This is a genomic window from Variovorax sp. LjRoot84, from assembly GCF_964254305.1.
Classification (GTDB): Bacteria; Pseudomonadota; Gammaproteobacteria; order Burkholderiales; family Burkholderiaceae_C; genus Variovorax.
Genome location: NZ_CAXUTE020000001.1, coordinates 4,140,235 through 4,153,836, shown reverse-complemented (window position 1 = coordinate 4,153,836; position 13,602 = coordinate 4,140,235). Strand labels below are relative to the sequence as shown.

The 13,602-nt window shown below is 66.1% G+C and carries 12 protein-coding genes; 1 reads left to right on the top strand and 11 read right to left on the bottom strand.

The features are described 5' to 3' along the window. Positions 1–92: 92 nt before the first annotated feature. From ACSQ9I_RS20660 to gyrA, 11 genes are all read right to left on the bottom strand, one after another. Positions 93–419 carry a ComEA family DNA-binding protein gene (locus tag ACSQ9I_RS20660; RefSeq protein ID WP_436314284.1) on the bottom strand — a complete coding sequence of 109 codons (327 nt, stop codon included), beginning with the start codon at positions 417–419 and terminating at the stop codon, positions 93–95. A 161-nt stretch (positions 420–580) separates the two neighbouring features. After that, complete coding sequence (lapB, locus tag ACSQ9I_RS20655; RefSeq protein WP_436314283.1) at positions 581–1,765, bottom strand: lipopolysaccharide assembly protein LapB; 1,185 nt, start codon at positions 1,763–1,765, stop codon at positions 581–583. Beyond that, on the bottom strand, positions 1,755–2,066 hold the full coding sequence (locus ACSQ9I_RS20650; protein ID WP_093103099.1) for a LapA family protein: 312 nt from the start codon (positions 2,064–2,066) through the stop codon (positions 1,755–1,757). The genes lapB and ACSQ9I_RS20650 overlap by 11 nt, the downstream gene beginning before the upstream one ends. 32 nt (positions 2,067–2,098) lie before the next feature. After that, positions 2,099–2,413: an integration host factor subunit beta gene (locus tag ACSQ9I_RS20645; RefSeq protein WP_093103101.1), complete on the bottom strand. Its 315-nt coding sequence runs from the start codon at positions 2,411–2,413 to the stop codon at positions 2,099–2,101. 48 nt (positions 2,414–2,461) lie between these two features. Beyond that, positions 2,462–4,147: a 30S ribosomal protein S1 gene (gene rpsA, locus ACSQ9I_RS20640; protein ID WP_436314282.1), complete on the bottom strand. Its 1,686-nt coding sequence runs from the start codon at positions 4,145–4,147 to the stop codon at positions 2,462–2,464. Positions 4,148–4,316: 169 nt separating this feature from the next. After that, entirely contained in the window at positions 4,317–6,314 is a 1,998-nt protein-coding gene (locus tag ACSQ9I_RS20635; RefSeq protein WP_436314281.1) for a bifunctional 3-phosphoshikimate 1-carboxyvinyltransferase/cytidylate kinase, read from the bottom strand. A 2-nt stretch (positions 6,315–6,316) separates the two neighbouring features. After that, a complete protein-coding gene (locus ACSQ9I_RS20630) occupies positions 6,317–7,195 on the bottom strand; it encodes a prephenate dehydrogenase (RefSeq protein WP_436314280.1) in 879 nt (292 codons plus the stop codon). Between the two features lie 8 nt (positions 7,196–7,203). Next, positions 7,204–8,322 (bottom strand): prephenate dehydratase, encoded by a 1,119-nt coding sequence (pheA, locus tag ACSQ9I_RS20625; RefSeq protein ID WP_093103107.1) that lies wholly within the window; start codon positions 8,320–8,322, stop codon positions 7,204–7,206. Positions 8,323–8,341: 19 nt separating this feature from the next. Continuing rightward, positions 8,342–9,457, bottom strand: coding sequence for a 3-phosphoserine/phosphohydroxythreonine transaminase (serC, locus tag ACSQ9I_RS20620; RefSeq protein WP_436314279.1), 1,116 nt, complete (start codon positions 9,455–9,457; stop codon positions 8,342–8,344). Further along, complete coding sequence (locus ACSQ9I_RS20615; RefSeq protein ID WP_436314278.1) at positions 9,454–10,035, bottom strand: DUF2059 domain-containing protein; 582 nt, start codon at positions 10,033–10,035, stop codon at positions 9,454–9,456. The genes serC and ACSQ9I_RS20615 overlap by 4 nt, the downstream gene beginning before the upstream one ends. Continuing rightward, the gene (gyrA, locus tag ACSQ9I_RS20610; RefSeq protein ID WP_436314277.1) at positions 10,032–12,680 is read right to left on the bottom strand and encodes a DNA gyrase subunit A; all 2,649 of its coding nucleotides are present in this window, start codon (positions 12,678–12,680) and stop codon (positions 10,032–10,034) included. The genes ACSQ9I_RS20615 and gyrA overlap by 4 nt, the downstream gene beginning before the upstream one ends. Before the next feature lie 223 nt (positions 12,681–12,903). On the opposite strand from gyrA, the gene ompA reads away from it, so the two are divergent. Continuing rightward, the gene (ompA, locus tag ACSQ9I_RS20605; protein WP_093103112.1) at positions 12,904–13,560 is read left to right on the top strand and encodes an outer membrane protein OmpA; all 657 of its coding nucleotides are present in this window, start codon (positions 12,904–12,906) and stop codon (positions 13,558–13,560) included. Positions 13,561–13,602 lie beyond the last annotated feature (42 nt).

The following is a 13,602-nucleotide window of genomic DNA, read 5'->3' as shown; positions in this document are numbered from 1 at the left end:
TGCCGTAGGCGCATGGCCGACGCCTCGGCGCGAATGAAAAAGCCGACCGTAGGCGGCTTGGGATCAGCGCGGCGAACCGCGGCGGAGATGGTTCAGGGCTTGGCGTCGGCCTTCTTGGAGGCGCCGTCGGCCTTGGGGGTCTCGGACTTCGCGACCTTGGCCGCAGGTGCCGCGGCGCCCGCGAAGCTCTGGCCATTGACGGTCAGCCCTTCGGCAGACAGCTTGGCGGCCGCCTTCTCCTTCACGCCCTTGACCCGGCTCATGAGGTCCGGCCAGTCCTTGAACGCGCTTTGCTTGCGTGCTTCGATGATGCGCTTGGAGAGCGCGGGGCCCACGCCCCTGAGCGCATCGAGCTCTGCGTCCGTCGCCTTGTTGACATCGACTGCTGCCCAGGAGGCGGTCGCAACGAGCATGGCCATGATGGCCAACATTTTCTTCACTTGAGATTCCCTGACATTGTTGTGAAAGGGATGACGGGGCATCCCGCCGCACGCGGCATGCGCACGGCGCGGGTTTCAACGGCAGGTTCTGAGCTGCGGGTTGACGCCTCTGCGACGAAGTCAGAGTTGATCAGATTTGCTCAGAGCTCTTCGACGCGCCGGGGCGGGTAGCTGTCCCAGGCCTGGCAGCCGGGGCAGTGCCAGAAATGCTGATGGGCTTCGAAGCCGCAGGCTGCGCAGCGGTAGCGCAGCAGCGGCCGCGTGGCCTGGTCGAGCGCGCGTTGTACCTGCGGATGGAACTGCTCGTGCGTGAAGGGCTCGCTCGCCAGCCAGCGGGACGCCGCCACGAGGGAGGGCTGGTGGGCCAGGTGCGCGATGTAGCCGTCGCGCGGTTCCGGCGCCGCTGGCGCGCTGGACGTGGTGTCCTCCGGCAGCACCGGCGCGCCGCCCAAGGCCATGATTGCCTCGAGCACGTCGATCGAGGGCGATTCTGCATAGCGGCGCTGGAGCAGGATCAGCGCCTCGCCCGCGCGTTGCGAAGCGACCGAGGCCTGCTGCAGCATCGCCGCGTAAAGAGGCAGCGCCAGCGGCGCGTTCTCGCTGAGGGCGGCGAGCGTTTCGAAGGCCTTGGCGGAGTCGCCGTTGCGCAGTTGCAGCGTGGCCGTGTCGATGGCCGGCCGCGGCGCCTGCGGCGCCAGCGCGACCGCCTGCTCCAGCAACTGCGCTGCGGCGTTCAGGTCGCCGGCCGCCGCCTGCTCGGCGGACTGCTCGCAGAGGTGATGGGCCCGGCGCACGCCGTAGCTGGCCTGCTCGGTCTCGTCGAGCTTCTGCGCCACTGCGGCGGCTTGCGCCCACTCGCGCGAGCGTTCGTAGATGGCGAGCAGGGCGAGCCGGGCCTCGTTCTCGTAGCGCGTGCCTTCGAGCTTCTGCAGCGCGGCTTCGGCGCGGTCGAGCAGGCCGGCGCGCAGGAAGTCCTGCGCCAGCGCATGCTGCGCGCGATCGCGGTCGGCGCGGCTCAGGTCGCCGCGGCCCAGCAGGTGCTCGTGCACGCGCACAGCACGCTGGTATTCGCCGCGGCGGCGAAACAGGTTGCCCAGCGCGAAGTGCAGCTCCTGGGTGTCGGGGTCGTTCTGAACGGCTTCGATGAAGGCATCGATGGCCTGGTCCTGCTGCTCGTTGAGCAGGAAGTTGAGGCCGCGAAAGTAGGCCTTGGGCGCCTGCCGGTTCTCGATGCGCAACTGCCTGAGATCGAAACGCGAGGCCAGCCAGCCGAGGACGAAGGCGAGGGGCAGGCCGAGCAGCAGCCAGCTGAAATCAAAGTCCATGTTGGCGTACGGCGGGAAGGTCGGTGGCGGCGGCTGCCGGGGCAGGGGCTGCCGTGACGGGCGAGACCGGCGCCGCGGGCAGCTGCGCCGCGGCGCTGCGGTGCTTCCACCAGCCCGGCAGCATGCCGAGCGCGCCGACCACGAGTCCGCCGGCAAAGGCCGCAAGCACCACCAGCACGAGCGGGGCGCGCCAGTGGGTGCCGAAGAAGAAGTAGACGGTGGCGTCGTGCTGGTTGTTCAGCGCGAAGGCGAAGAGGGTAAAAAAAATGGCTGCCTTGAGCAGCCACAGGAGGTATTTCATGCGCGTCCCCGTTGGCGGGGGAATTCTATGCTTCAGGCTTCGCGTTTCTGCGCGTCGAGTTCGGCCGTGCGGGCGTCGACCGCCTCGCGCAGCGCCTTGCCCGGCTTGAAGTGCGGCACCCGCTTTTCGGGAATCTGCACGCTCTCGCCCGACCGCGGATTGCGGCCGATGCGCGGCGGACGCCGGTTCACCGTGAAGCTGCCGAAGCCGCGGATCTCGATGCGGTGCCCGCGCACCAGCGCGTCGCTCATCGCATCAAGAATGGTCTTGACGGCGTATTCGGCGTCGCGGTGCGTCAGTTGAGCGAAGCGCGCCGCCAATTCTTCGACAAGGTCAGAACGAGTCATAAACCACAGAAGAACACGGTGAGCAACGCTCACCGTGTTTTCCTCTGTTTACTTGTCGCTGTTGTCGAGCTTGGCGCGCAGCAGAGCACCCAGGCTGGTCGTGCCCGCGTTCTCGCGTGCCGACTGCTGGCTCAGGCTGGCCATCGCGCCTTGCTCGTCGACCATGTCCTTCTGCTTGATCGACAGCTGGATGTTGCGGGTCTTGCGATCCACGTTGACCACCACGGCCGTGACTTCGTCGCCTTCCTTGAGCACGTTGCGTGCATCTTCCACGCGGTCGCGGGAGATCTCGCTGGCGCGCAGATAGCCGATGATGTCGTCACCGAGGTCGATCTCGGCGCCGCGGGCGTCCACGGTCTTGACCTTGCCGGTCACGATCTGGCCCTTGTCGTTCACCGTGGTGAAGGTGGTGAACGGGTCGCTGTCGAGCTGCTTGATGCCGAGGCTGATGCGCTCGCGGTCGACGTCCACGGCCAGCACGATCGCTTCGACTTCCTGGCCCTTCTTGTAGTTGCGCACGGCGGTTTCGCCGGGCTCGTTCCACGAGAGGTCGGACAGGTGCACCAGGCCGTCGATGCCGGCAGCCAGGCCGACGAACACGCCGAAGTCGGTGATCGACTTGATCGGGCCCTTGACGCGGTCGCCGCGCTTGGTGTTCTGCGCGAATTCCTGCCACGGGTTGGCCTTGCACTGCTTCATGCCCAGGCTGATGCGGCGCTTGTCTTCGTCGATCTCGAGGACCATGACTTCGACTTCGTCGCCCAGCGAGACGATCTTGTTCGGGGCGATGTTCTTGTTGGTCCAGTCCATTTCGGAGACGTGCACCAGGCCTTCGATGCCGGGCTCGAGCTCGACGAAGGCGCCGTAGTCGGCGATGTTGGTGACCTTGCCGAACAGGCGCGTGCCTTGCGGGTAGCGGCGCGAGACGCCCATCCACGGGTCGTCGCCCATCTGCTTGAGGCCCAGCGAGACGCGGTTCTTCTCGGTGTCGAACTTGAGGATCTTGGCGGTGATTTCCTGGCCGGCCTGCACCACTTCGCTCGGGTGGCGAACGCGGCGCCATGCCATGTCGGTGATGTGCAGCAGACCGTCGATGCCGCCGAGGTCGACGAACGCACCGTATTCGGTGATGTTCTTGACGACGCCGCGCACGACTGCGCCTTCCTTCAGCGTTTCCATCAGCTTGGCGCGCTCTTCGCCCATGCTGGCTTCGACCACGGCGCGGCGCGAGAGCACCACGTTGTTGCGCTTGCGGTCGAGCTTGATGACCTTGAATTCGAGGGTCTTGTTCTCGTAGGGGGTCAGGTCCTTGATCGGACGCGTATCGATCAGCGAGCCCGGCAGGAACGCGCGGATGCCGTTGACCAGGACGGTGAGACCGCCCTTGACCTTGCCGCTGGTGGTGCCGGTGACGAAATCGCCGGATTCGAGTGCCTTCTCGAGAGCGAGCCACGAAGCCAGACGCTTGGCGGTGTCGCGCGAGAGGATGGTGTCGCCGTAGCCGTTTTCAACGCTGCCGATGGCAACGGAAACGAAATCGCCGGCCTGGACTTCGAGTTCGCCCTTGTCGTTCTTGAACTCCTCGATCGGCACGTAGGCTTCGGACTTGAGGCCTGCGTTGACCACGACGTGGTTGTGTTCGACACGCACGACTTCGGCGGTGATGACCTCGCCGGTGCGCATTTCGGAACGCTTCAGGGATTCTTCGAACAGGTCGGCAAAAGATTCAGACATTGAGTTTTCCTTCCGTCACGCAGGGTTTGCAGTCGCAAATGCAATATCGCGGGCGACTGCGTCGGATCTGGAGACGGCGGTTGTTGGGCTTGGGGCCCGGTTGAGGTTGAACAACCAGCAGGCCGGTGCGCTGTCGCGCGGCGGGGACCTGCTGGACCGAAACGCCTTTTCAAGAAGACTTGAAAGGCTGTACTTCCTGCCACCAGTCCAGCACCCGGTCGACCGATTGCTCGATCGAAAGAAGGGAGTTGTCCAGGAGGCGGGCATCAGGCGCCGGCTTCAGCGGCGCGACGCTGCGGGACGAATCCCGAAGGTCACGCGCTTCCAGGTCGGCGCGAAGACCATCGATTGTAGTCGAAATACCCTTTGAAATCAACTGCTTATGACGCCGGTCGGCGCGCTGGGCGGCGTTCGCGGTCAGGTAGACCTTGAGCGGGGCGTCGGGGAAAACGACGGTGCCCATGTCGCGGCCGTCGGCCACCAGGCCGGGCAGGCGCCGGAAGCTCTTCTGCAGCGTCATCAGCGCATCGCGCACGGCCGGCAGCGCCGACACGCGGGAGGCGTCCATGCCGGCGGCCTCGGTGCGGATGGCATCGCTCACGTCTTCGCCGGCCAGCACGATCTTGCCCTCGCTGAAGCGAAGGGGCAGGGTGCGGGCGAGCGTGGCAATCTGTGCCTCATGCGCGGCATCTGCGCTGAGCCCCGCGCGGCGCATCGCGAGACCGGTCACGCGGTAGAGCGAACCCGAATCCAGGTAGTGATAGCCGAGCCGGTGCGCCAGCTCGAGGGCCAGCGTTCCCTTGCCGGAGGCGGTGGGGCCGTCGACGCAGATCACCGGCACTTCGACGGCCTCGGCCACCGAGAACAGGGTCTCGAAATAATCAGGGAAGGTCTTGGCGACGCACTGCGGCTCGAGGATGCGCAGCGGTACGCGGGCCGGATTGAAGGCCGCGAGCGAGAAGCACATCGCCACGCGGTGGTCGTCGTAGGTACGGATGCTGGCCGCGCGCCAGCCGGCCGCGGCCAGCGGGTGCACGCGGATGAAGTCGGGGCCGTCCTCGACCGTGGCGCCCAGCTTGCGCAGCTCGTTGGCCATGGCGTCGATGCGGTCGGTTTCCTTGACGCGCCAGCTCGCAATGTTGCGGAGCAGGCAGGGGCCGTCGGCATAGAGCGCCATCACCGCGAGCGTCATCGCCGCGTCGGGAATATGGTTGGCGTCGAGGTCGATGGCCTTGAGCGGCCAGGCGCCACGCGAGACTTCGAGCCAGTTGGGGCCGCTGTCGACGCGCGCGCCCATCTGACGGGCGGCTTCGACGAAGCGGATGTCGCCCTGGATCGAGCCGGCGCCGACGCCTTCGATGCGGATGCCCGCGCCGCTCGCGATCGCACCGAGCGCGATGAAATAGCTGGCCGAGGACGCATCGGCCTCGACGTGGATGTCGCCGGGTGAACGGTAGCGGCTGCCCGCGGGAATCGTGAAGCGCTGCCAGCCGTCGCGCCGGACCTCGATGCCGAAGCGCGCGAGCAGGTTGAGCGTGATCTCGATGTAAGGTTTGGAAATCAGCTCGCCGATCACCTCGATCACGATGTCGCGCTGCGCTGCGGCCAGCGGCAAGGCGAGCAGCAGCGCGGTGAGGAACTGGCTGGAGACGTCGCCGCGCACGCGGATCGGCGTTTCGAGCTGCAGAGCATCCAGGGCCACCGGATGAATGTGCAGCGGGGGATAGCCGGGGTTGCCGGTGTAGTCGATGCGGCAGCCGAGCTGGACCAGCGCGTCGACCAGATCGCCGATCGGCCGCTCGTGCATGCGCGGCACGCCGCGCAGTTCGAAATCGCCGCCGAGCAGGGCGAGGGCTGCGGTCAGCGGACGCATCGCGGTACCGGCGTTGCCGAGGAACAGCGAAGCGCCCGGCGTCTGCAGCTTGCCGTCGAGGCCGTCGATGTGCAGCGCATTGCCGGTGCGCTCGATGCGGCAGCCGAGCGCGGCCAACGCATCGAGCATCACGCGGGTGTCGTCCGAATCCAGCAGGTCGTGCACCGTGGTCGTGCCGTCGGCGAGCGCCGCCAGCAGCAGCACGCGGTTGGAGATGCTCTTGGAGCCGGGAAGCCTGACGGTACCGCCGGCGGCGACGAGCGGCGGGATGTCGAGGAAAGGTGTTTCGAACATGGTCAGTCGGGCGAAGCGGCCGCGCCCGGATGCCATTTGCTGCGAACGCGGCTGGCTGCCGCGATCGCGTCTTCCAGGCCCTGCGCATCGCCCGCGTTCATCAAGGCCTCGAACTGCGACAGTGCCGCGCGAAAGGCCAGCGAATGCTGCAATACCTGATCGCGATTGGCCAGCAGGACGTCGCGCCACATGGCCGGATCGCCGGCCGCGATGCGTGTGAAGTCGCGAAAACCGGGACCCGCCAGCTCCAGAAAGCGATGGCCGTCGGGCTGGGCGGTGATGGCTTTGACGAATGCGAACGCGAGCAGGTGCGGCAGGTGGCTGACGGCCGCGAAGGCGCTGTCGTGCGCCTCGGCCGTCATCGTCACGACCTTGGCGCCCACCCCCGTCCAGACCTGCGTCGCGCGCTGCACGTTGGAGCGCCGCGTGGCCTTGATCGGCGTGAGCACGACCTGGCGCCCGGCATACAAGCCGGCATCGGCATGCTCGACGCCGGCGAGCTCCTTGCCGGCGATCGGGTGCGCGGGGACGAAGGCGCCGAGCTGGTCCTGCAGGCCGCGCCGCGCGGCCTCGATCACGTCGCCCTTGGTCGAGCCCACGTCCATCACCAGCATCTGGTCGGTGATGCCGTGGCGGATCGCCTTGAAGGTGGCTTCCGAAGCGCCTACCGGAACGGCAATCAGCACCAGGTCGGCACCCGACACCGCGAGCAGGGCGGACGGTGCGGCCACGTCGATCACGCCCAGCTGGCGCGCGCGTTCCGTGGTCGATGGCGACTTGCTGTAGCCGACCACGCGCTTGACCAGCCGTGCGCGCTTGAGCGCCAGCGCGAAGGAGCCGCCCATCAGGCCGCAGCCGATCAAGCCGAGCTGTTCAAACATGGGCGGCCTCAGGCGGTGACGGGGTAGGCGCCGATGACTTTGTAGAACGCGCAAAGCTTGCGCAGTTCGGCGAGGGCGGCGGCGACATTGGGCTGCGACGGATGGCCGTCGAGGTCGATGTAGAAGTAGTACTCCCACTGGCCGGTGCGCGCCGGCCGCGACTCGAAGCGCGTCATCGAGACGTTGTTGGTCTTGAGCGGCACCAGCAGGTCGTGCACTGCGCCGGGCCGGTTGGGCACGGAAACCACCAGGCTGGTGCAGTCCTTGCCCGAGGCCGGCGGCATGGCCAGGGTCTGGGGCAGGCAGATGACGGCGAAGCGCGTGCGGTTGTACGAGTCGTCCTGGATCGCGTGGGCAACGATGTGCAGCCCGAAGCGGGTGGCGGCCCGTTCGCTCGCGAGGCCGGCCCAGGCCGGATTGCCGGCCGCGAGCCGCGCACCCTCGGCGTTGCTGGAAACGGCGCGCCGCTCGGCGTTGGGCAGATGCTTGGAGAGCCAGGTCTGGCACTGCGCGAGCGCCTGCGGATGCGCCAGCACCGCTTCGATGCCTTCGAGCTCGTTGCGCGTGCGCAGCAGGTGATGGCGCACCAACAGGCTGACCTCGCCGACCACGTGGGTGGGCGAGTGCAGGAACAGGTCGAGCGAGCGCGTGACCACGCCTTCGGTGGAGTTCTCGACGCCGACCACGCCGTACTGCGCGCTGCCGGCGGCCGTGGCGTGGAAGACCTCGTCGAAGGATGCGCAATAGATCAGGTCGGCGGCGCCGCCGAAGTATTCGATCGCGGCCTGTTCGCAGAAGGTGCCTTCGGGGCCGAGCACGGCGACGCGCTGCGGCGATTCGAGGGCCAGACAGGCCGACATGATCTCGCGCCAGATGGCCGCCACGTGCAGCGCCTTGAGCGGCCCGCCGTTGCTCTGCTGCATCTTCTCGATCACCTGCGCCACGCGATCGGGCCGGAAGTAGGGCGTGCCCTCGCGCTTCTTGACCTCGCCGACCAGCTCGGCGACGTGCGCGCGGCGGTTCAGCAGGTCGAGCAGTTGCTGGTCGAGCGAATCGATCTGCACGCGCAGATCGGCGAGGCTGGCGGAATTGTCGGAGGCAGGAGGCTGTGGGGTGGGTGCGGTCATCGGTCAGGCTCGCATGCATCTAGGCATGCGACCGCTCGAATTCTCGCATGTAGCTCACGAGTGCCTGCACGCCGGCCAGCGGCATCGCGTTATAAATACTGGCCCGCATGCCGCCGACCGACTTGTGCCCCTTCAGCTGCAGCAGACCCGCTTCGCGCGCGCCGGCGAGGAAGGCCTCGTTGCGGCTTTCGTCCTTGAGGAAGAAGGGCACATTCATGCGCGAGCGGCAGTTGGCGGCGACCTTGTTCTCGTAGAAGCTGGAAGCGTCGATGAAGCCGTAGAGAAGCTGCGCCTTCGCGATGTTGCGCTGCTCCATCGCCTCGACGCCGCGGAGCTCGCCCTCCGTCTGCTGCAGCAGCCATTGGAAGGTCAGGCCGGCGACGTAGATGCCCCAGGTCGGCGGCGTGTTGTACATCGACTTGTTCTCCGCCACCGTCTTGTAGTTGAAGGCCGTGGGGCAGATGTCGAGCGCGCGTCCCAGCAGGTCGTCGCGCACGATCACGATCGTGAGGCCGGCCGGGCCGAGGTTCTTCTGCGCGCCGCCGAAGGCGAGGCCCACGCGGCGCCAGTCGACCGGCCGCGACGCGACATGGGAAGAGAAATCGATGACGAGCGGGGCGTCGCTGCCCAGTGCGGCGAGATCGGGCAACTCCTGGAATTCGATGCCGTGGATCGTCTCGTTGGAACAGATGTGCACGTACGACGCGTCGCGCGCGAGCTGCCAGCTCACGGGGTCGGGCAGCCGCGTGTGCTGGCTGTCGGCATTGGAGGCGGCGACGTTCGCCTTGCAGTAGCGCTGCGCTTCCTTCTGCGATTTGGCGCTCCAGCTGCCGGTGATCACGAAGTCGGCGCCGGCGCCGCGCGACAGGTTCATCGGCACGATCGCGTTCTCGCCGAGGCCGCCGCCCTGCATGAAAAGGATGTGGAAGTGCGCAGGTACCGCGAGCAGCGTCCGGATGTCGGCCTCGGCCTGCGTGCAGATCGCGCCGAACTCCTTGCCGCGATGGCTCATCTCCATCACGCTCATGCCGCTGCCTTGCCAGTCCAGCATGTCGGAGGCGGCGCGTTGCAGCACTGCCTCCGGCATCGCGGCCGGACCGGCGGAGAAGTTGTACGGGCGCGGACCCTGCGTCACTTCTTGGCGGGCGTCTTGGGCGCCGGCTTGGCCGGTGCTGCCGCGCCGTTGCCGGTCGGGGCGCCCAATGCCTTGGCAACGTTGGTGTCGAGCGTGCGCATCTTCGGTTCGATGCTCGTGCGGGTCTCGGCCACCAGCTTTTCCGTGAGTGCGGTCTGCATCTTCGGATTGAGTTCCTGGTACTTCTTGCTCAAGGGCGAGCTGATCCAGGCCAGCAGCTGGCGCAGTTCTTCGTCGCTGAAGTTGTCGCGCAGGATCGGGCCCAGGGCGTCCGGCGCGAGCGCCACCGCCTTGTCGCGCACGATGGGGTAAGCCTCGTCGAAGTACTTCTTGAGCTCGGCGTCGGCGGCCTTTGCGGCGGCTTCGCGCTTCTCGGCCGGCACCTGCGTCTGCAGATACTGCGAACCCGCTTGAGCGATGGGGGCGCTGGACTGCTCGACCAGGCCGCGCGCCAGCGCTTCGATGCCGGGGCGCTGCAGATCGATGAATTGCTTGACCATCGCCGCCTTGTCCTGTGCCATGGCCATCGAGCTGCCGGCGAGCGCGACCGTCAAGAGCGCGAGTTTGAGTTTTTTCACTGAGGGTTCTCCGTTGAAGATGATGAGGAAGTGTCGTCGGCGTCGGGCTCGTTCTCCACGTTCGCGTCGTTCTCGACGATGCGCTGCAGCCCGCTGAGCTTGGCGCCTTCGTCGAGCCCGATCAGCGTGACGCCTTGCGTCGCGCGTCCGAGTTCGCGGATTTCGGAGACACGGGTGCGTACGAGCACGCCCTTGTCGGTGATGAGCATGATCTCGTCGTCGGCATGCACGAGAGTCGCGGCCACGACCTTGCCGTTGCGCTCACTTTGCTGAATCGCGATCATGCCCTTGGTTCCCCGGCCATGACGCGTGTACTCGGTAATGCTTGTGCGTTTTCCGTAACCATTTTCCGTCGCGGTCAGGACGCTCTGCTCCTCGTCCTCCGCGACCAGCATGGCGATCACGCCCTGGCCGTCCTCGAGCGTCATGCCGCGCACGCCGCGTGCGTTGCGGCCCATCGGACGCACATCGTTCTCGTCGAAACGCACGGCCTTGCCGCCGTCGGAAAACAGCATCACGTCGTGCGCGCCGTCGGTCAGCGCGGCGCCGATCAGGTAGTCGCCCGGGTCGAGATCCACTGCGATGATGCCGGCCTTGCGCGGGTTGCTGAATTCGTCGAGCGCAGTCTTCTTGACCGTGCCCATCGAGGTCGCCATGAACACGTATTGATTGGCCGGGAAGGTGCGCTTCTCGCCGGTCAGGGGCAGCACGACGTTGATCTTCTCGCCTTCCTGCAGCGGGAACATGTTGACGATCGGGCGTCCGCGCGAGCCGCGCGATCCGGCGGGCACCTCCCACACCTTGAGCCAGTACAGCCGGCCGCGGTTGGAGAAGCACAGGATGTAGTCGTGCGTGTTGGCGATGAAGAGCTGGTCGATCCAGTCGTCTTCCTTGGTCGCCGTGGCTTGCTTGCCGCGCCCGCCGCGTTTCTGGGCCCGGTATTCGCCCAGCGGCTGGCTCTTGATGTAGCCGCTGTGCGAGAGGGTCACGACCATGTCGGTGGGCGTGATCAGGTCTTCCGTCGAAAGATCGAAGGCGCTGTGCTCGACCTGGCTGCGGCGCACGCCGAGCTTGGTCTGACCGAACTCCTGTTTGATCGTCGTGAGCTCGTCGCCGATGATCACCGAGACGCGCTCGGGCTTGGCCAGGATGTCCAGCAGATCGTCGATCTCCGCCATGACTTCCTTGTACTCGGCCACGATCTTGTCCTGCTCCAGGCCGGTCAGGCGCTGCAGGCGCATCTGCAGGATTTCCTGGGCCTGCGTGTCCGACAGCTTGTAGAGCCCGTCGGCGCTCATGCCGTATTCGATCTCGAGTCCGTCGGGGCGGTAGTCGTCGGCGTTGATGACGCCGCCGTCGGCCCGCGTGCGGGTGAGCATCTCGCGCACCAGCTTGCTGTCCCAGCGGCGGTTCATCAGCTCGGCCTTGGCCACCGGCGGCGTCGGCGCGTTGCGAATGATGGCGATGAATTCGTCGATGTTGGCGAGCGCGACCGCCAGGCCCTCGAGCACGTGGCCGCGTTCGCGCGCCTTGCGCAGCGTGAACACCGTGCGGCGCGTCACGACTTCGCGGCGGTGCTGCAGGAAGACCTGGATGAGGTCTTTGAGGTTGCACAGCTTCGGCTGGCCGTCCACCAGCGCCACCATGTTGATGCCGAAGGTGTCCTGCAGTTGGGTCTGCTTGTAGAGGTTGTTGAGCACCACTTCGGGCACTTCGCCGCGCTTGAGCTCGATCACCAGCCGCATGCCCGACTTGTCTGACTCATCCTGGATGTGGCTGATGCCTTCGATCTTCTTCTCGTGCACCAGCTCGGCCATGCGCTCCTGCAGCGTCTTCTTGTTGACCTGATAGGGCAGCTCGTCGACGATGATCGCCTGCCGTTGGCCGCGGTCGATGTCCTCGAAGTGGCACTTCGCCCGCATCACCACCTTGCCGCGGCCGGTGCGATAGCCGTCCTTGATGCCGTTGATGCCGTAGATGATCCCGGCCGTCGGAAAGTCGGGCGCCGGAATGATCTCCATCAGCTCGTCGATGTTGGCGTCCGGGTGGCGCAGCAGGTGCAGGCAGCCGTCGACGACTTCGTTCAGGTTGTGCGGCGGGATGTTGGTCGCCATGCCGACCGCAATGCCGCCCGAGCCATTGACCAGCAAATTGGGCAGCTTGCTCGGCAATACCAGCGGTTCTTTCTCGCTGCCGTCGTAATTCGGACCGAAATCGACGGTTTCCTTGTCAATATCGGCCAGCATTTCATGCGCAATCTTCGCGAGCCGAATTTCCGTGTAGCGCATCGCGGCCGCGTTGTCACCATCGACCGATCCGAAATTGCCCTGGCCATCGACCAGCATGTGGCGCATGGAAAAGTCCTGCGCCAGCCGCACGATGGTGTCATAGACCGACTGGTCGCCGTGCGGGTGGTACTTACCGATCACATCGCCGACGATACGGGCCGACTTCTTGTACGCCCGGTTCCAGTCATTGTTGAGCTCGTGCATCGCATACAGCACGCGCCGGTGCACCGGCTTGAGGCCGTCCCTCGCATCGGGGAGCGCACGCCCCACGATCACGCTCATCGCGTAATCGAGATAGCTGCGGCGCATTTCCTCTTCGAGGCTGATGGGTAGAGTTTCTTTGGCGAACGAGGTCATGGGCAGCAGGCTGACGGCAAGGGGCCGAATTTTACGCCGCGGAGGGTGTCGCACCGCCGCAACACAAGGCCGGTATTCCGCCTCCGTCCTACGTTTCAGGGGCGCCTCGCGGGCGGTTTGCCAAAGACCCTATGGCACAATCGCCTCAACGTTTTGGGTGGTGGTCACTTAAAGCGTCCTTGATTCGCAGCGCGGCTGCGGCTTTTTCCCCAAGAGGAGAACCATGAAGAAACTGAATAAAGTGGCGATGATGTTTGCAGTCGCTGCGCTCGCCACTGCCGCCGGCGCGCAGACCCGCGTCACCGCCGCGAACGGTGGCCCCGTGATCGACAACTGGCAAAACGGCACCAGCGAACTGGTCTGGAAAAACGGCACCAATGAACTGTGCTGGCGCGATGCCAACTGGACGCCCGCCACGGCTGCCGCTGGTTGCGACGGTGCGCTCGTTCCCGCTGCACCTCCCGCCGCTGTAGCCCCGGCTGCTCCGGCACCTGTCCCACCTGCAGCTCCGGCTGTCGCCGCCTCGAAGGTCACCTTCGCTGCCGACGCGTTCTTCGATTTCGACAAGTCGGTCCTCAAGCCTGAAGGCCGCGCCAAGCTGGACGACCTGGTCTCGAAGATTCGTGACGTGAACCTCGAAGTGATCATCGCCGTCGGCCACACCGACTCGATCGGCACCGATGCCTACAACCAGCGCCTGTCGGTTCGCCGCGCTGAAGCCGTCAAGGCCTACCTGGTCTCGAAGGGCATCGAACGCAACCGCGTTTACACCGAAGGCAAGGGCGAGAAGCAACCCGTCGCCGACAACAAGACCAAGGAAGGTCGCGCCAAGAACCGCCGCGTGGAAATCGAAGTGGTCGGTACCCGCGCCAACCGTTGATTCGCAAGAATCTTCAAAAAGAACCCCGCCTCGGCGGGGTTT